We start from the raw sequence: 17,220 nt of genomic DNA on the forward strand, positions 1-17,220 counted from the left end.
TCATATGCTCCAAATCGATTGAGCGGCCATCGAAAGGCCGCGACGAACCGCATCCTCGGCCCCGATCGATCGGACAGGAACCGACACCGTGTCAAACGCCAGCTGGTACAGCCGCTGGAGCCGGCCTGACGCGATCAACGTGATGCCAGCACTCGCTGTCTCGCCTGCGAGTCCCGCCGCCAATTCGAGACCAATCAGGGTGCCGGATATTTTTTCGCGGGCCGTGGCTGGTTTGCCGCCGTAGAGAAGCTGACCCGATCGCACCTGGAATAGCAGATTGGCGGCCAACGCAGGCTTCTCAAAGGCGGCAATGACCGCCGACCTGAACGCGTCGATATCTTCCGCCTCATCAGCGCCGGTCACCGCGTGCGACAGGATCGTCTGTCGCGACACCGCGTCGAACAGCTCGCCCGTCATGAAGGTGGCGAAGCGTTCGACGGTTCCGCCACTCGTTCTAACCCACTTCGAATGGGTACCCGGCATGCAGACCACCGCATCGTCAGCCGCGTCAACGCCCAAGGCGCCGAGCAACTGCGTCTCTTCGCCCCGCATGACGTCTGGCGCTTTGGGGTCGCGTTGCGCGATGCCCGGGAGGATGCGGATGTCACGGTCCTGTCCCGGCACCGGGACGGCATGTTTCAGGATCGATGCAAGCTGCGCCGGCGTGTCGACATATCCGGCTTCAACCCACCCCTGCCGGGCGCCGGCCATGCCGCAGACGACGACGGGCAACCCAGGCGCGGCGCCGACGGCTTCGAGATGTGATTGCAGCACGGCCGGAAAGCCGAGCTTGCCTGCCGCCATCATGCCCTCGTGGCTTCGCCGTTCCCCGAGGACGTCGCCGGCCCGGTCGACGAGCCACAGCCGAAAACTGCTCGTACCCCAATCGACCGCGACATATGCAGCCTGTTTCATTCAATTCCGTTCCGGTGCTATCCGCGTTTCGGGAATGGTACCACGCCGGTCTGCCGGCGAGCTACGCTCGGTTTGTAATTGATTTGCGCAAGCGTAATCAGCATGATCCGAAGTCATGCGGTGCCCCGCCATTTTCCGCGGTGCAGCTTCGCCAACGAGCGCACGTCCGCAACAATGCGGCACAACAAAAAACAAAGACTTTGGAGGACGCCATCGTGATCAATCTTGCTTTTAGAAGCGCCCTGACGGGCTTCTGTCTAATGGCTGCGGCGCTTTCGCCACACGCCCACGCGCAATCGAATCCCAAGACGATAACGCTGGTGGTTCCCTATGCGGCCGGCGGCGGCACGGACACAGTCGCGCGTCTCATTGGCGAGCGGATGTCGCGCACACTCGCTCAGACCATCATCATCGAGAACGTCGTCGGAGGTGGCAGCACGCTGGCCAACGATCGCGTGGCGCGATCGGCACCCGACGGCTCCACGGTTCTGATCAATCACGTCGGACTGCTCGCCGCGCCCAGCCTGTTCACCAACCTGCGGTATGATACCAAGACGGCGTTCGAGGCGGTCGGCCTCGTCAACAATGCGCCAATGGTGCTGATTGGCCGCAAGTCGATCCCCGGCGAGGGACCGAAGGACTATGTGGCCTGGATCAAGGCGCAGCGCGACAAGACGAACTTCGCGCATGGCGGCCTCGGGACCAACAGTCATTTGTGCGCCGTGATGATGGGCAATGTGCTCGGCTTCAAGCCGACGGTGGTGGCCTATCGCGGATCAGCTCCCGCCATCGGCGATCTGCTGGCGGGGCAGATCGATCTTCTGTGGGATCAGGTGACCAACGCGCTGCCGCAGATTCAGGCCGGAATGCTGCACGGCATCGCCATTACGTCGCCGCAACGTCTTGAACAGTTGAAGGACGTGCCGACCACCGCCGAGCTCGGCATGCCCGAAGTCAGCTATTCGATGTGGCATGGGCTCTACGTGGCGAAGGGCACGCCCAAGGAGACCATCGTGGCGTTGAATTCGGCGCTCCGCGCGGCGCTGTCTGAGCCGGAGCTTTTGGAGAAGCTCAAGCAGCTCGGAACCCTGCCATTCCCCGACAACGAGTTGACCCCTGAGGCGCACGCACGCCTGTTCGCCGCCGATCTCCCGCGTGTGGCGACGCTCATTGAAAGTTCGGGAATCAAAGCCAGCGAAGCGAAGTAAGGCGTTTCGCGATCCGGAAATGGCTGCGCTGAAATCGGCGCAGCTCTTCTACACCATCAAATCGTGGTGCTGCGCATGGGTGCTGGCGTCGCTCCACGCATGGTTGAGACCGTGGCTGACGTCGTCAGACCCGTGATGATTCGATTGGTCGGACGCGTGATGTCCTGGCGACGCCATCTCGATCGCAGCCTCTGAAATGGTCAGCGGTTCGTTGGTTGTTGCAGAGTGCCCGTGGTGGCCGATCGACATCCGCGCCTGGTCCATCTCGGCGACATCCTTGAAGCGGAAGGTGTCTCGGTGCCCTTGCGTCCATGCAGCCGTCGAGCCCAATGCGGCGTTGGCGTTGGACGGCTCGAAATCATGACCGCCGTGCCTGGACGGAGTGTCGTCGTGGCTTCTCATCTCGCCTGAATTCGAATGGTGGCTGTGTCCGCGATCCTTCCACACATGGACATCGTCGTCGCGTCGTTCGTGATCTTCACTACCCGACCGGACACTGGAGTGAGTTGCAGGATTGAGGGACCCATCGTTGTGTGATCGCGCGAGCCAGTCATCGCCATTCCGGGCACGATCAGGTTCGGCCTGCCGCTGTGCGCCTCTATCGTCGTTCAGCACGGCGATGCTTGTATTGTGGGCGGCGGCATCGTGCGCCGGGCTCTGATCCAGCGTGTGGATACTGTCCGCCAGTGCCGTCACGTGAACGTGCTGTGGTGCGATGGATGGCCCGCTTGTCGGCGCAACAGCTTCGTCATCATTGGCCGATTGGGTCGTCTGCGTTCGTGCTTCGTCAAGATGGGAAAAGTCGAAGCTGTCGCTCTTCCAGGCTGTTCGCAACATCCAGCTTCCGCCGTTGACGTGGGCGCCGTCACTGTCGGTCCCGTCAAACAAAGCAGCGGCGGCAAGCGTCGTGACAGTTGCGTCGGTTTCCGTCGTTGCCATCAGTTCCGGATTGATGGGAGCGGCGGCGACCGCGACCGCCGCCGCCGACGGCTCGGGAACGAAATCCGAAGCCTGAACCGTTACCATTCCCTCCAGATGAATTTCCACCAGGGCGGAATCGCCGATATCGTGGGTCTGGTCTGTTGGATTGACGTACAGAATGGTTTGGTTCGTCGTGCCGTCATAGAACCAGGCGATCGTGTGCGCCGGTATGGATGTGCTTGCGGGAGTCAGCGCCAGGAGGGCAAGCGCGCCGAGAGCCGTTAGATCGATCCGGTCAGACCCCGATCTGAAGTCCGTGATAACGTCATGCCGGGCCGCGTTGGAATCCGCGGCGGACAAATAGACGAAGCGATCGTCACCATTACCTCCGGTGAGCTTGTCCGCGCCATATCCACCGATGATGGTATCGCAGCCATTATTGCCGTTGATCGTATCGTTTCCCGAGCCGCCATAGATAACGTCGTCACCGTCATTGCCCTTGACCGTGTCATTGCCGGAGCCGGCGTAGATCAGGTCGCCTTTGCAGGTGCCGTTGATGGTGTCATTGCCGGCGCCGCCATAGATGATTTGACCATGGTGGCCGCCGCCCGCGATGTTGTCGCCCCTCGGCGTCCCGTAGACATACGGCGGGTCGCATATCACCGTCTTGCCGGTCGCCAGATAGTCGAAATCATTGGGGTCTGCGTCGTTGGCGCCGTGGATGGTGATGGTCACTACCTGCGCGGTGCCGTCGATGCTGGTCACGGTGAATGTGTCGGTCAGCGTGTGGCCGGCGTCGAGCGCCTGCACCGCGCAGTTGGCGTCGTCGAGCTTGTAGGTCCACACGCCATCCGCGGTCATCGTGAAGGTGCCATAGCCGCCATCGCTGGCCGTCGGGCAGTTGACCGACGTAAAGCGGTTCGGCGTGTTGTCGACGTCGGTATCGGTGAGCGTGCCGGTGGCCGTCGGCTTGCCGCATCTGTCGGCACCATCCTCAATGACCGAGCCGGTCGTGGCGCCGGAAATGATTGCCGCGTCGTTGGCGCCGTGGATGATGACGGTCACCACCTGCGGGGTACCGTCGATGGTGGTCACCGTAAAAGTGTCGGTCAGCGTGTCGCCGACATTGAGTGCCTGCACCGCGTGGTTGGCCTGGTCGATGGTGTAGGCCCACACGCCGTTCGCCGTCATCGTGAAGGTGCCGAAGCCGCGTGCGCTCTCGGTCGGCGCGCTTACGGTCGTAAAAGTATTGGGCGCATTGTCGACGTCGGTGTCGGTAAGCGTGCCGGTGGCGCTCGGCGTTCCCTGCGCGGCATTGGCGACGCCGCCGGCCTCGATCGCGGTGCCTGATGTGGCGCCGGAAATGACGGCCGCGTCGTTGGCGCCGTTGATGGCGATCGTAAACGTTTGATCGGCCGAGAGCGTGCCGTCCGATACGGTGATGATAAAGTCCGCGGCCGTGGGCGCAACTAGCGCGTTGATCGCGTCACTATTCGGAACGAACGTATAGGCGCCGTTCGCGCTGTCCACGTAGAGCGTGCCGTAGGGACCAGCCTTCGATACATCGTACGTCACCCCGCCGATGACGGTGCTGCCGGCGGTTCCCCCCTCGATGCCGAAGGTCAAAGTGGCACCGTTATTGGGGCTGCTGGCAAGGAAAGTACCGCTTGTCGCAGTGAAGACGTCAAAGACCACGGTGTCGGTTTCGGTCGGCCCCAACACCGCATTCAGCGTCGGCGGTGATGGCGGAGGTGGCGGCCGAACGATGATGGTGTCCGGAACCGAGGTGAAGATCGCCCCGGGCATGGGTGGCAACTGCTGCGCCGGGGAAGCGCCATCGATCTGAATGAAATTGATCGGTTCCACCGGTAACGATTCGAGGCCAGGAGGCGTGCTCGACCCGGTCGATCCCAGCCCTTTTTCATAGGTGGCGAGCGCGTCCTGCTGGGCGGCCTGCAATTCGGCCATTCGCGACGGCGAGTTGATACTCTGGCTGACGCTGACCGAGGAACCTTGATGACGCAGGGTGATGGTCTGTCCGGGATCCTCAACGAGGAGGTATCGTGGGATCACCTCCTTGGTGACCAGCTCGAATGCACCATGCGCGAGATCTTTGTAGGTAATGTTGCCGTCGTCCAGAAATGTGACGTTGGGATCGGCGGCCCGCACCTCCTTCACAAGCGAGAACGTCACCGCTGTGAGCCACAGCATGCCGAACCTGCCGGCATGCGCCCGGCCTCGCGGATCGTCGGCCGTGACGTGAGCGGGATAGTAGGGCGCACGCCCGAGGGTGCCGGAACCGGCGGCGGTCTGAACGTTGCCGATCATTTGGGGAAGCGTGGCCGCAGCGGCCTTACGTTCCTCCCCAGTCTCGGCGTGGGACTCGACGAGCATGGCTCGAACCCCGCCCCTGGCGCGAATTTTCGTGGTCTGGCTCTGCCCAGCCCATGAGGTCAAAATATCTTATCGCCGCCAGCCGAGGGCTGACCGCCAACACGTTCAGGCTACCCCAATCCACGGGCGTTAGCTTTAGGCTCAAAAGATATAATACTTTTGAGCGGACGGCCGATGATGCCTTTCCCCGACATCGGGCCTAATGTCGTGGTGTGATGCCGCCTCGGCCGTTGGGTTCGACGCGCCAGTGAGCGGTCTCTCTGACAAGATCTTCTCGGGAAAGGGGGGATCATGTGCACGCATGCGATTGCCGTCGTGGTGACAGGTTTGGTTCTGACGGCGGGCGGGCTTTTCGCCGGGCCGGCTCACGCGCAACGCGATACCGCCAGGCCCGCCGTTCAGGATCTCGCATCAACACCGATTGGAAAAGTCGTCGTCGCCACGGGTTCCGTCACGCTTGAACGCGCAGGTGCGGTCGTCGTTCAGGCAAGCACTGCAGGTCAGGCTGGTCAGGCCAAAGTAGGTGATCTCGTCTATCAGGGCGATGCCGTTGCGACCGGCGCCGATGGCAAGGTCGGTATCAACTTCACCGATGGCAGTTCCTTCAATCTGTCGAACAACGCGCGCATGGTTTTGGACGAGTTCGTCTACGATCCAAATAGTAAGTCCAACGCGAGCTTGTTCAATCTGACCAAGGGGACCTTTACCTTTGTCGCGGGCAAAGTCGCGAAGACCGGCGATATGAAGGTCGACACCCCGGTCGCGACCATGGGCATTCGAGGCACCACGCCACGCGTGGAAATTTCGGATGACGGGACAGTCAGATTTTCCACGCTCATTGAAGAGGGCAAGAGCAAGGTCGTGCGAAAGCCGGGAGCGCCAGCGGCGCTGCAACCCGACCAAAAGCCTTTTCCCAAGTCAAATCTGAACATCTGTCGGGGGTGCTAGGCCCGTTCGCGATGGGAGAAATTTGCCGGTCCCGCTCAGAACAATGGGCCGCCGCTTGTTGATGCCAAGATCGGAAAGCCTGATATGGAATTGAGTGCGAGCAAGCGCATCATCCACGGCGTGGCGCCTGCTTTTGCCGTGCTGCTGCTCGGGTCACTGGCTGCCGCGCAGAGCCCGAAGAAGAGCGACTATCTCGGCAACATCGCGCGATGCAACGGCTCGGATCTCACTTCGCTTGCAGCCCGCATCGATGCGTGCACGGCGCTGATCGATTCCGGTCAAGCTACACCCACGGCGCTTGCCATTGCCTACAACAATCGTGGCAACGCCCACACGGCAAAGGGAGACTTTGACCGCGCCATCCCCGATTTCGATCAATCGATCAAGCTCGATCCGACTTCTGCCAAGCCGTTCAACAACCGTGGCGCGGCTTACTTGCGAAAAGGCGAGTACGATCTCGCCCTCAAAGCTTTCGATCAGGCGATCAAGCTGAACCCGAACTACGGCAGAGCCTTAGTCAACCGTGCCGGGGTCTACCTGAAAAAGAACGAGTACGATCGCGCGGTGCGGGACTACGACGAGGCCATTCGCCTTGAGCCCAATCTGGAGGCCGCGTGGAGCGGACGCTGCTGGACCCGGGCCATCCTCGGCTCGTTGCAAGCCGCACTCGAGGACTGCAACAAGGTGCTTCAATCGTGGCCTAACGACGCCGCAACCTATGATTCGCGCGGACTGATCCACCTGAAGATGGGACAGGCTGACGCGGCGATCGATGATTTCAGTTCCGCACTGCGTTTCGATCCGAAGCTGGCGAGTGCGCTCTACGGGCGCGGGCTCGCCAGGCTCAGGAACGGCGACAAGGCTGGTGGCGATGCCGATATTTCCGAGGCAAGGACCATCCATGCCGGACTGGATGACGAGTTCATCCGCTATGGCGTGCGCGACAGCAACTGATCAGCGAGCCTGACGGGGCGAACTCGTCATGAAACGATGCCGCGCCTGATTAGCCGGGTCAGTCCAGCTTCACGTTCGCTTCCGTCACGACCGTGCTCCAGCGCTCGACTTCCGCGGATACCATCTTCGCGAATGCCGGACCCGCGACGTCGGGGACATCGGAGCCGTTGCGCTCCCAGGCTTCCTTGATAGCCGGTGTCTGCATGGCCTTCTGCAATTCCTTGACCATCTGAGCGACAATCGCCGGCGGCGTGTTCTTGGGCGCGAACAGCCCGTACCAGGTCGACACTTCATATCCGGCAAGGCCAGCTTCGGCGGCGGTCGGAAGATCGGGGAAGGCCGGCACGCGTTTCGACGCGGCGACGGCAAGCGCGCGTAACTGTCCGGCCCTGACCGGCGCGGCCGACGAACCGAGCCCGTCGAACACAACCGGCACGTGGCCGGCGATGAGATCCTGCATCGCGGGGCCCGCCCCGCGATAGGGAACGTGCTGGATGTTGGTCTTGGTCAGGATCTTGAACAGTTCGCCCGCGAGATGATGCGTGGTGCCGGCGCCGGCGGAGCCGTAGTTCAATTTGCCCGGATTGGCTTTGGCATAGGCGATGAATTCGGCGAGCGTCTTGGCGGCGACCTTGTCCGGATTGACGACCACCACCTGCGGAGGCCGCGCGATCAGCGCCACCGCGACAAAATCCTTCTCGATGTTGTAGTCGAGGTTGGGATAGAGCGAGGGTGCAATGGCATGATGTGCCGCGCCCATGAAGAAGGTGTAGCCGTCGGGCGCTGCCTTCGACGCGGCCGATGCGCCGACAGTCCCGCCGGCGCCCGCGCGGTTTTCAATCAGCACGCGCTTGCCCAATTGTGAATCGAGCTGGGCTGCCAGTGGACGGGCAAAGGCATCGGTGCCGCCGCCGGCCGCGAACGGCACAATGAACGTGATCGGCTTGTCCGGCCATGTTTGGGCCTGGGCTATGTCCTGGGCCTGGCCGGCCACAGCGGAAACGACCGCGATAAGTGCAAACAGGGCGCACCGGACAACTCTTGGCTTCACGGCATTTTCCTCCGGCTTATTGCAAGCGTCCGCTGTCAGCGGCGCAATTGCTTTTTGCTTCCCGGTTCGATGTTCACTCGGGAAAACAGGCGAGCGGTCGTACCGTATGCAAGATGCCAGATGTGATCCATTAAAATGAGCCGCCGGAAGCGGGTGGGGCCCGGGACGTTTAGTCGCTCCCCTCGGTCATGCTGCCGCCCGTTTTCGGCACACGGTTCTGCCAAAGAAATTCGGGAAGTCCGGCCTTCGCTCTTATCGTCCGTGTGCTGACGCCGAAACGCCGGGGCGGAGCAGAAGCACGATCAGCATCACCGGAAATAGCGGGGCGATCCTGGCCACGGGGAAAATCAAAGGCGGGCTCAGCATCGGCAGCAGCCAGATCATGAACGCGAGCGTCCAGCACCACAGCGGCAGCGGCGCGGCGCGCGACATCAGCCAGAACGCCGCGGCGATCACCAGCAGCGTCACATCATAGGGTCCGGAATGCGGTGCTGCGAGGACGGTCGCGGCCAGAAAGACCGCGGTCTTTTCCCGCGTCCCCAGCCGCGATCGGAACGCGATGACGACGGATGCGGCTGCGCCGAGTATGGCGAGCAGTTGAATCCACGACGCCAGCCGTTCCGGCGCGCCGAGCAGCACTGCGCAGGTGTAGACGCTGTGCCCCCACATGCGGCCGAACTCGATCCACTTCTCGCTCGGGCTGATGAGATTTTCGAGGATGAGGGGAATCCACCGTACCCAGAGGTCCCATCCGAAAATCAATCCGCTTGCGATCATCATGGCCAGCGCGGACAGGCCTGACGCAAGGAACGCGCGCCACTGCCCGGCCGCCATCAAGGCGATCGGGACCAGGATGCAGAACTGGGGCTTGAACGTCAGCAGTCCCAGCACCAATCCACCGAGATAGGGACGCCGTTCAAGCAGGCCAAACCCGCCGACGATCAGTGCTGCGACCAGAAAGACGGCCTGACCGTCGATCGCATTGATGGCCGATGCCGGGCAAGCCAGCGCGGCCACGAGCAGGGCGCTCGATGGCACGGCGGCTGCCGCACTCGATCGCAGCGCGAGCGCCAGCAGGGCGCCGGTCACGACCTGAAACGCCACGTAGGAGCCGAAGAAGCCCAATGGCGCGAACGGCAGCAGGATCAGCAGGAAGCTCGGCGGGTAGGCCCATGGCCGGAATTCCAGCGGCTTGGAGAGCCAGCCTGCAAAACTCGTGTTGAGGAAGTCGGTGAAGCGATCGCCGTCGAAGATCAGCGGCGCGTTGCCATCGAGGACCGCGCGGATCGCGCCGTAGAACACCATCCAGTCGGTGCCGAGGGTATTGTAGTCGAGCCCGATCCTGCCCGGGTAGGGAATCGTCGTGAGCAGATTCAGCCAGACGTAAAATGCCATCAGAAGGCCCGGGACCAGCACGATCGCGGGTGGACGCAGCGCGTCCCTATGCCGGAAACTGTCTCCGCCGTGTGCCAAGTCCATGCGTTTTTCTGCCAGGCGATGAGCTGTTTTGCTGCGGGCGAATGCGAATCGGTGCCGATCTTACGACGATCGAAACGATGTGCCGAATGATCCGGCAAAGACCTTAACGAAGCGCTTCGGCAGTTGGGCCGCCTGCGGGCATGAAAGCGCCGCCCCGACCAATTTTACCGGTCCCGCAACAGGAAAATTCGGCTCTCGCGCAGGGCCCAAATAGACTCCGGTTGCAAAAACAAATATATTCACCTTGGGTGTGTGGGGAAAGCCTATGAAATGCCGTGCTGCTGCCGTCGCAGTTTTGTTGTGTACGATTTTTGCCAGTTCGAATGCGGATGCGCATGGGCCTTACGGTACAATCAGCGTCGGCAACTGGCAGGGCGGGGCCTATACCAACGACCAGACCGGGTCTTTCACGCACTGCGCAGCCGGCGCCCGATACGCGAGCGGTGTCTTTTTTCTCGTGATGATCGACAACATCGGCGGCTGGAGTCTCGGCTTCATGCATGAGCAATGGAAGCTGACGACCGGCGAGGCGTTTCCGCTGACCCTGACATTCGACGGCCAGCAGCCGTTCAATGTTCACGGCGTTCCGATCGCCGACAAGCTGGTTCGCGTTCCGATGCCGAGCAATTCCTCGCTGATCGCCCAGTTCCGAAAGGCGAAAGCGATGACGGCCTATACCCAAGGCCAGCTCTTCCAGTTCAACCTCGATCAGACCGGGCAGCTATTGCCGGTATTGGCGCATTGCGTGGCAAAGGTCAGGCAATCGGGCGTGGCCAGCGCCGGCGATTTCTCGGTCCTGCCCGCCGCCAAGGCGGTCGCGGCGGCGGCGCCGGATTCCGCGCCGGCCAAGCCCGAAAAACTGTTCAACCAGACCGGCACCGGCTTTCTGGTGAGCACCAACGGACACCTCGTGACCAATGCGCATGTGGTGCAGGGCTGCGTCGGCGACATCCAGGGCAATCCGTCCGGCGAGGCGCCAGACAAACTGCGCCTGGTGTCGAGCGACGAGACCAACGATCTAGCCCTCTTGCAGGCTACCGGTTCGTTCAAGGATATCGCCAAAATCCGGGACAAGGCGATCCAGTCCGGCGACAGCGTGGTGGCGATCGGATACCCGTTCCACGGGCTGCTGACCTCCGACTTCACGGTGACGACCGGGATCGTGAGTTCGCTCAGCGGCATCCTCAACGACACGCGCTTTCTGCAGATCAGCGCGGCCGTTCAACCCGGCAATAGCGGCGGTCCGCTATTGGCCTCGAGCGGCGACGTGGTCGGCGTGGTCGCGGCCAAACTGAATGCGATCAAGTTCGCGAGGGCAACGGGCAACATTCCAGAGAACATCAATTTCGCCATCAAGACCGGAGCGCTGCGGGATTTTCTCGACAACAGCGTGGTGCCCTATCAGATCTCCGACGCCAAGGCCGAATTGAAGACGGCGGATATCGCGCGCGATGCAAGGGCGTTTACGTTTCTCATTTCGTGCAAGGCTAAGGCGAAGGAAAAAGAGACCGCAAGAAATTAGAGCGCTTGGCGGCGAATGCATCGGCAGCGCGCCAAAATGATGGATCGCCAGTTCGAAAGCTGAGCACGGAGCCCGCCGGATATTCCGGCGGCTCAACGCTTACCGCGAATTGCCGCGGCTATGCGCGGCCTGGGCATTCCAGGCACTCCATCTCACGGTCGCAAGGCTTCGCTGGTCCGTTGCGAGCGGCCGTCGGGTCTGCCGCTCATAGGCGGCGATGATGTGCTGCGACTGCCGGATTTTTTGCTCGAGTTCGGCGATCGCCTTTTGCGTTTTGCCGGTCCTGCTCGATTGGGCATGCTCGCCCACTGTGAACCTCGCGGTCTCGATGCCCTTCAAGGTCTCGCGAAGCTTCTTGAGCTGGGCGCGGTGCCACGCAATGGCGCTGTCACTGTCTACCGGCATGCAAACCCTCCTGATTCGTGGCCGAATCTAGCACGCATCGGGCAAGTTGGGCCAAGGGGGGCCTCCGTGGGTCATCGGACCCCACCGGTTTCGCAAAGGTGCGGCCCGGACGTTCCCGATTTCGGCCCTTTTTTGCCATCGAAGCGACCGTGGGCGAGCCTTCAAACAACAAACTTGCATGGCGATCTGTGCTCAGCGCGGTCCCTTCTAATCGTCCTGGCGGCAGAACGCCGGCCAGGCGCAATGGAGCGTGCTATGGGCGAAGTGGAATTCGATCGAATTGTCGATGCCGTGCGGAAGGAAATCGCGCTGGCACCGGCGGTGCATTCTTTGATGGGATTGCGGGCTTCCGACTGGCGCGTGAAGGCCGCCGACGTCAAGCCAACGTCCCTGCGCCGCGCGCCCGTGACCAGGATTCGCCACGTAGGCGAGGGGCGGAAGCGATACAGGTGAAACGATACAGGGTGAGCTAATGGAACGGTCAGTGTTCGAAATCGTGAAGGCGCCGATGGGTTGGTCGGTATTTGCCGACAACATCAAGATCGGCGGCGTCTACGATTCGCGCAGCGCAGCGCTCGAAGCTGCCACACTGGCTGCGTCCTGTACGATCAGCGACGGTGGCGGCGTTCAGATCAATGTACCCGGCGCCGAGGACGAAAAGCCGCGATGGGCCGTCGCATTCGACATCGCTAGCTCCATCCTGCCGACGAGGAACGGCCGCGAGCGCGGTGGCTCACGGTAAAGCCGGTGTGAAGCCAACCGCTCGATTTTGACGGATGGCCTCCACGCCCTGGCAGGACTTTCGAACTAGCATGATCTTGTCCGCGCATTCGCGAGCCATGCGTGGATCGATACTGGCCGCCGTCGGGTTTCCGCCGGCGGTCTTTCGTTTCTACGCCGGCCTTTTTATTTCACGTCGTCGAACGGCGTCACCGAGGGGTTGCCGACGCGCATCCGCTTGATGCGGCGCACCGCCATTGGCCCGCCGTCGGATTGGTACTGCAGTTCGTATTTCTTGCCGTTCCTGTCGACCGCGGTGCAGGAGATGCTGGAAAGTTCGAGCGTCACGAAGTTGCCGACCTGCTTGCAGAGGCCGGCGGTGGGTTCGACTAACGGCACCGGCAGGCCGTCGGCCTTCGGCCTGTCCTTGGATTTCAGCAGCATCCGGTCGATCGGCAATTCGTACAGATTGGCGTCCGGCCTTCGCCCGTTGTCGCCGGAGAACGTGATGATGTGGCTGTTATCGTTGGGATCGTCGAGCGCCACGGTAAAATTCGCCCGGCCTTCCTCGGTCTGGAAGAACGCAACGGCCCGGCAACGATAATCCCGTCCCGCGACTTTCAGCGTGGTGCACCTGCCCGACATCATCGCAAAGATGACGGTGTCGGGCTCCGGCCGCGGCAGTTCGTCCTGCGCGAGGGCCGGTATTGCAACGAAAGCGATGGCAAGCGCGAAAGCCTGCCGGCAGAATTTCATGATCATGCCCCGGTTGATAGGACATGGCGCGCTGTGTGACCAGAGTCTCGCAGGCTCGCCACGGTAAGATAGCCCTGTTTTGCGGTGCCAAACGGCAATCAGAAATCGAGCGGCGCGTTGTCGACCACTTCCTTCATGACGAAGAAGGTGCGGGTCTGGCGGACGCCCGGCAGCGCGATCAATTGCTCGCCATGGATGCGGTTGAAATCCTCCATATCGCCGACCCGAATCTTGAGAAAATAGTCGAAATCGCCGGCCACCAGATGGCAATCCAGCACGAATTTCAGCTGTGCGATCGCCCGCTCGAAGGTGGCAAAGCTTTCTGGCGTGGAGCGGTCGAGCACGACGCCGACCATGACCAGCGCCCCCTTGCCGACCTTGCGGGGCGCCACCATCGCCCTGACCTGGGCGATGAACCCCTCCTCGAACAGGCGCTGGGTGCGCCGGTGGCAGGTTGCGGCGCTGACGCCGGCCGTTTCGGCCAGCTCGGCATTGGTTAGCCGGCCGCTATTCTGCAGCAAACGCAATATCTTAAGGTCAATGCGGTCTAGCCTGCTGGCCATGGAAGAATCTATCTAAAATATACTTATTAGCGGATGAAATCCTACGTTATTTCCGAAACAATGCAATATTCCTAACAGATAGTGGCTAACTTAGAGAGCACTTTTCCAGCCATCGATGATACCGCCTTTCGCGGAGATCAGGAACGGGGATGACGATGCTGGAGAAATTCGAGCGCTATCCGCTCACATTCGGACCCACCCATATCGAGAAGCTGGAGCGGCTCTCGCAGCATCTCGGCGGCCAGGTCGAGCTCTACGCCAAGCGCGAGGATTGCAATTCAGGCCTCGCCTTCGGCGGCAACAAGCTGCGCAAGCTCGAATACATCATCCCCGATGCGATCGCTTCCAATGCCGACACGCTGGTCTCGATCGGCGGCGTGCAGTCCAACCACACCCGCATGGTCGCAGCCGTTGCGGCCAAGATCGGCATGAAGTGCCGCCTGGTGCAGGAAAGCTGGGTGCCGCACGAGGACGCCGTCTACGACCGGGTCGGCAATATCCTGCTCAGCCGCGTCATGGGTGCCGACGTGCAGCTGGTCGATGAAGGTTTCGACATCGGTATTCGCCAAAGCTGGGAAGAGGCGATCGCGGACGTGAAGGCCAAGGGCGGCAAGCCCTATGCGATCCCGGCCGGCGCCTCCGTGCACAAATATGGCGGACTCGGCTATGTCGGCTTTGCGGAAGAGGTGCGGGCGCAGGAAAAGGCGCTCGGCTTCGCGTTCGATTACATCGTGGTCTGCACGGTCACCGGTTCGACCCATGCCGGCATGCTGGTGGGATTTGCCAAGGACGGCCGCGCGCGCAAGGTGATCGGCATCGATGCTTCCTTCACTCCGGCCCAGACCAAGGCCCAGGTGCTCGAGATCGCCCGTGGCACCGCCAGCCTCGTTGAATTGGGCCAGGGGATCGTCGAGGACGATGTCGTCCTGATCGAGGACTACGCCTATCCGGCTTATGGCGTTCCCTCAGAAGAGACCAAGGAGGCGATCCGGCTGTGCGCGCGCCTCGAAGGCATGATCACCGATCCCGTCTACGAGGGAAAATCCATGCAGGGCATGATCGACCTCGTGAACAAGGGCTATTTCCCGAAGGGTTCGAAAGTGCTCTACGCCCATCTCGGCGGCGCGCCCGCGATCAATGGATATGCTTACACCTTCCGCAACGGCTGAGATGGCGCTGGTTCTGGTTTGAGTCTGAAGCGTGCGCTCCTTACCTCGCCCCGCTTGCGGGGAGAGGTCGGATCGCCCTTGCGATCCGGGTGAGGGGGCACCGGTCTAACCGCATTCGGTACTCGTGGAGGCAGCCCCTCACCCCGACCCTCTCCCCGCAAGAGCGGGGCGAGGGAGAAGTCGGCACCTCTGCGTCAACCTAAATTCATAGCGCTCTAACGGCCTACGCGTCCGCCGACCGCACCAGCGCGAGCAGCTCGTCGCCGTAATGTTCGAGCTTCTTGTCGCCGATGCCTGCGATGTTGCGGAGCTCGTTGAGCGTCGAAGGCCGTGCGGCGGCGATGCCGTCGATGGTGGAATCGTGCAGCACGACGTAGGCCGGCACGCTGCGCTGGCGAGCGATATCGGCACGCCAGGCCCGTAGCGCCGCCTGCAGGGGCGCATCGGCGGGCCTGGTCTCGGCGCGCTGCGCCAGATCGCCGCGCCTTGATTTGGTGCGGCTGGCGCGAACGCGCGTGCCGGGCGCCGCCTCGCGCAGCATCACTTCTGTCTCGCCTTTCAGGACGCCGCGTGCGCTCTCGGTCAGCTTCAGCGCGCCAAAGGCTTCGCTGTCGGCGCGCAGATGGCCCATGGCGACCAACTGGCGGATCACGGCGCGCCATTGCTTCTCGTTGAGATCGTTTCCGATGCCGAACACGGTCAGCTTGTCGTGTCCGAACTGCGTGACCTTTTCGGTCAGGCGGCCGACCAGCACGTCGATCAGGTGCATGGCGCCGAAACGCTGCCCGGTGCGGTAGGCGGCGGATAATAGTTTTTGCGCGGCGACCTTGCCGTCGCGGAGTTGCGGCGGCGACAGGCAGTTGTCGCAATTGCCGCAAGTGATGCCGGTGACTTCTTCGCCGAAATAACCGAGCAGGCGGCCCCGCCGGCAGCCCGCGGTTTCCGCCAGCGCCACCAGCGCATCGAGTTTGCCGATCGATACGCGTTTGAATGCATCGGACCCGGTGGATTCGTCGATCATGCGGCGCTGCTGCACGATGTCGGACAGGCCATAGGCCATCCAGGCGCTGGAGGGTTTTCCGTCGCGCCCGGCGCGGCCGGTCTCCTGGTAATAGGCCTCGATGCTTTTTGGCAGGTCGAGATGCGCCACGAAGCGCACGTCCGGTTTGTCGATGCCCATGCCGAAGGCGATGGTGGCGACGATGACGACGCCGTCCTCGTTGATAAAACGATCCTGATTGCGGGCCCGCAGGCCAGCGTCGAGACCGGCGTGATAGGGCAGGGCCGGGATGCCGGCCTTGGTCAGAGCATTGGCGGTGTCCTCGACCTTGGCGCGCGACAGGCAGTAGACGATGCCGGCGTCTCCCGCATGGCGTTCGCTGATGAAGGCCTTGAGCTGGGCCGGGGCGTTCTGTTTCTCGATGATCTCGTAGCGGATGTTCGGACGGTCGAAGCTCGCGACGAAGCTCGGCGCGCCGGCAAGCCCGAGCCGGGTCACGATCTCCTGGCGCGTCATCTCGTCGGCGGTCGCCGTCAGCGCGATGCGCGGCACGTTGGGAAAGCGTTCGGCGAGGACGGACAGGCCGATATATTCGGGGCGGAAATCGTGCCCCCATTGCGACACGCAATGCGCCTCGTCGATTGCAAACAGCGCGATGTTGGCCTGTCCCAGCAAGGAGAGACAGCGCGGCGTCAGCAGCCGCTCGGGCGCGACATAGAGCAGGTCGAGGTCACCGGCGAGCAGCCGCCGCTCGACTTCCGAGGCTTCGTCAAACGATAGCGTCGAATTCAACACCGCCGCATTGACGCCGGCCTCCAGCAATCCCGCGACCTGGTCGCGCATCAGCGCGATCAGCGGCGACACCACAATGCCGCAGCCTTCACGCAGGAGTGAGGGCAATTGATAGCACATCGACTTGCCGCCGCCGGTCGGCATCAGCACCAGGCAGTTGCCGCCGTCTGTCACGTGACGGACGATTTCCTCCTGCGCGCCGCGAAAGGCCGGCAGGCCGAACACGGAATTGAGCACGGCCAGCGCATCGGGAACACTGTCGCGGCGAAGGGTGGCGGGAGCAGGCATGGGGATTATGTCGTCCGATCGGGGGCCGCGCGCAGGCGCTCTTGAGAGGGAAAGTCGAGATTACCATCGATCATGGCATGTTCAGTCCAGATTCGACACTCCCGTCCATGCGCAGCCGTGTGGGCTCCCTGCAGG

Annotated in this window: 15 protein-coding genes; 7 read left to right on the forward strand and 8 right to left on the reverse strand. The window is 62.3% G+C overall.

From position 1 onward, the window contains the following. Positions 1 to 915: a 2-dehydro-3-deoxygalactonokinase gene (locus ACPPVP_RS03065; RefSeq protein ID WP_426531173.1), complete on the reverse strand. Its 915-nt coding sequence runs from the start codon at positions 913 to 915 to the stop codon at positions 1 to 3. Positions 916 to 1,130: 215 nt separating this feature from the next. On the opposite strand from ACPPVP_RS03065, the gene ACPPVP_RS03070 reads away from it, so the two are divergent. Beyond that, complete coding sequence (locus ACPPVP_RS03070) at positions 1,131 to 2,123, forward strand: Bug family tripartite tricarboxylate transporter substrate binding protein (RefSeq protein ID WP_426531175.1); 993 nt, start codon at positions 1,131 to 1,133, stop codon at positions 2,121 to 2,123. A 48-nt stretch (positions 2,124 to 2,171) separates the two neighbouring features. Here ACPPVP_RS03070 and ACPPVP_RS03075 read toward each other — a convergent pair whose 3' ends face one another. Further along, complete coding sequence (locus ACPPVP_RS03075) at positions 2,172 to 5,438, reverse strand: VCBS domain-containing protein (RefSeq protein WP_426531177.1); 3,267 nt, start codon at positions 5,436 to 5,438, stop codon at positions 2,172 to 2,174. A gap of 291 nt (positions 5,439 to 5,729) precedes the next feature. Here ACPPVP_RS03075 and ACPPVP_RS03080 point away from each other — a divergent pair, with 291 nt between their 5' ends. Beyond that, complete coding sequence (locus tag ACPPVP_RS03080) at positions 5,730 to 6,386, forward strand: FecR family protein (RefSeq protein ID WP_426531179.1); 657 nt, start codon at positions 5,730 to 5,732, stop codon at positions 6,384 to 6,386. Between the two features lie 138 nt (positions 6,387 to 6,524). Beyond that, positions 6,525 to 7,340 (forward strand): tetratricopeptide repeat protein, encoded by an 816-nt coding sequence (locus ACPPVP_RS03085; RefSeq protein ID WP_426531181.1) that lies wholly within the window; start codon positions 6,525 to 6,527, stop codon positions 7,338 to 7,340. 58 nt (positions 7,341 to 7,398) lie between these two features. Here ACPPVP_RS03085 and ACPPVP_RS03090 read toward each other — a convergent pair whose 3' ends face one another. Together ACPPVP_RS03090 and ACPPVP_RS03095 are read right to left on the reverse strand one after the other, a co-directional pair. Next, positions 7,399 to 8,391 (reverse strand): Bug family tripartite tricarboxylate transporter substrate binding protein, encoded by a 993-nt coding sequence (locus ACPPVP_RS03090; RefSeq protein ID WP_426531183.1) that lies wholly within the window; start codon positions 8,389 to 8,391, stop codon positions 7,399 to 7,401. A 252-nt stretch (positions 8,392 to 8,643) separates the two neighbouring features. Beyond that, positions 8,644 to 9,870, reverse strand: coding sequence for a glycosyltransferase family 87 protein (locus ACPPVP_RS03095; RefSeq protein ID WP_426531185.1), 1,227 nt, complete (start codon positions 9,868 to 9,870; stop codon positions 8,644 to 8,646). Between the two features lie 265 nt (positions 9,871 to 10,135). On the opposite strand from ACPPVP_RS03095, the gene ACPPVP_RS03100 reads away from it, so the two are divergent. Next, positions 10,136 to 11,392, forward strand: a complete 1,257-nt coding sequence (locus tag ACPPVP_RS03100; protein WP_426531187.1) for a S1C family serine protease — start codon at positions 10,136 to 10,138, stop codon at positions 11,390 to 11,392. A gap of 99 nt (positions 11,393 to 11,491) precedes the next feature. Here the strand turns inward: ACPPVP_RS03100 and ACPPVP_RS03105 are convergent, their stop codons facing one another. Further along, entirely contained in the window at positions 11,492 to 11,797 is a 306-nt protein-coding gene (locus tag ACPPVP_RS03105; RefSeq protein ID WP_426531189.1) for a hypothetical protein, read from the reverse strand. A gap of 255 nt (positions 11,798 to 12,052) precedes the next feature. On the opposite strand from ACPPVP_RS03105, the gene ACPPVP_RS03110 reads away from it, so the two are divergent. Together ACPPVP_RS03110 and ACPPVP_RS03115 are read left to right on the forward strand one after the other, a co-directional pair. Next, positions 12,053 to 12,250, forward strand: a complete 198-nt coding sequence (locus ACPPVP_RS03110; protein WP_426531191.1) for a hypothetical protein — start codon at positions 12,053 to 12,055, stop codon at positions 12,248 to 12,250. Positions 12,251 to 12,269: 19 nt separating this feature from the next. Further along, positions 12,270 to 12,539 carry a hypothetical protein gene (locus ACPPVP_RS03115; RefSeq protein ID WP_426531193.1) on the forward strand — a complete coding sequence of 90 codons (270 nt, stop codon included), beginning with the start codon at positions 12,270 to 12,272 and terminating at the stop codon, positions 12,537 to 12,539. Positions 12,540 to 12,703: 164 nt separating this feature from the next. On the opposite strand, the gene ACPPVP_RS03120 is transcribed toward ACPPVP_RS03115, so the two are convergent. Next, the gene (locus tag ACPPVP_RS03120) at positions 12,704 to 13,273 is read right to left on the reverse strand and encodes a hypothetical protein (RefSeq protein ID WP_426531195.1); all 570 of its coding nucleotides are present in this window, start codon (positions 13,271 to 13,273) and stop codon (positions 12,704 to 12,706) included. 98 nt (positions 13,274 to 13,371) lie between these two features. Next, positions 13,372 to 13,836: an Lrp/AsnC family transcriptional regulator gene (locus ACPPVP_RS03125; protein ID WP_426531196.1), complete on the reverse strand. Its 465-nt coding sequence runs from the start codon at positions 13,834 to 13,836 to the stop codon at positions 13,372 to 13,374. Between the two features lie 155 nt (positions 13,837 to 13,991). Between ACPPVP_RS03125 and ACPPVP_RS03130 the strand changes: the two genes are divergently transcribed. Next, positions 13,992 to 15,005 (forward strand): 1-aminocyclopropane-1-carboxylate deaminase, encoded by a 1,014-nt coding sequence (locus ACPPVP_RS03130; RefSeq protein WP_426531198.1) that lies wholly within the window; start codon positions 13,992 to 13,994, stop codon positions 15,003 to 15,005. 223 nt (positions 15,006 to 15,228) lie between these two features. Here ACPPVP_RS03130 and recQ read toward each other — a convergent pair whose 3' ends face one another. Next, positions 15,229 to 17,085, reverse strand: coding sequence for a DNA helicase RecQ (recQ, locus tag ACPPVP_RS03135; RefSeq protein ID WP_426531200.1), 1,857 nt, complete (start codon positions 17,083 to 17,085; stop codon positions 15,229 to 15,231). Between the last annotated feature and the right edge of the window lie 135 nt (positions 17,086 to 17,220).

The organism is Bradyrhizobium sp. McL0615, from assembly GCF_049993905.1.
In the GTDB taxonomy this organism is placed as follows: Bacteria; Pseudomonadota; Alphaproteobacteria; order Rhizobiales; family Xanthobacteraceae; genus Bradyrhizobium.

Coding starts and splice junctions, on each gene's coding strand:
- ACPPVP_RS03065 (WP_426531173.1), bottom strand. CDS start 915: ATGAAACAGGCTGCATATGTCGCGGTCGATTGGGGTACGAGCAGTTTT.
- ACPPVP_RS03075 (WP_426531177.1), bottom strand. CDS start 5,438: ATGCTCGTCGAGTCCCACGCCGAGACTGGGGAGGAACGTAAGGCCGCT.
- ACPPVP_RS03080 (WP_426531179.1), top strand. CDS start 5,730: ATGTGCACGCATGCGATTGCCGTCGTGGTGACAGGTTTGGTTCTGACG.
- ACPPVP_RS03095 (WP_426531185.1), bottom strand. CDS start 9,870: ATGGACTTGGCACACGGCGGAGACAGTTTCCGGCATAGGGACGCGCTG.
- ACPPVP_RS03100 (WP_426531187.1), top strand. CDS start 10,136: ATGAAATGCCGTGCTGCTGCCGTCGCAGTTTTGTTGTGTACGATTTTT.
- ACPPVP_RS03105 (WP_426531189.1), bottom strand. CDS start 11,797: ATGCCGGTAGACAGTGACAGCGCCATTGCGTGGCACCGCGCCCAGCTC.
- ACPPVP_RS03110 (WP_426531191.1), top strand. CDS start 12,053: ATGGGCGAAGTGGAATTCGATCGAATTGTCGATGCCGTGCGGAAGGAA.
- ACPPVP_RS03115 (WP_426531193.1), top strand. CDS start 12,270: ATGGAACGGTCAGTGTTCGAAATCGTGAAGGCGCCGATGGGTTGGTCG.
- ACPPVP_RS03120 (WP_426531195.1), bottom strand. CDS start 13,273: ATGAAATTCTGCCGGCAGGCTTTCGCGCTTGCCATCGCTTTCGTTGCA.
- ACPPVP_RS03125 (WP_426531196.1), bottom strand. CDS start 13,836: ATGGCCAGCAGGCTAGACCGCATTGACCTTAAGATATTGCGTTTGCTG.
- ACPPVP_RS03130 (WP_426531198.1), top strand. CDS start 13,992: ATGCTGGAGAAATTCGAGCGCTATCCGCTCACATTCGGACCCACCCAT.
- recQ (WP_426531200.1), bottom strand. CDS start 17,085: ATGCCTGCTCCCGCCACCCTTCGCCGCGACAGTGTTCCCGATGCGCTG.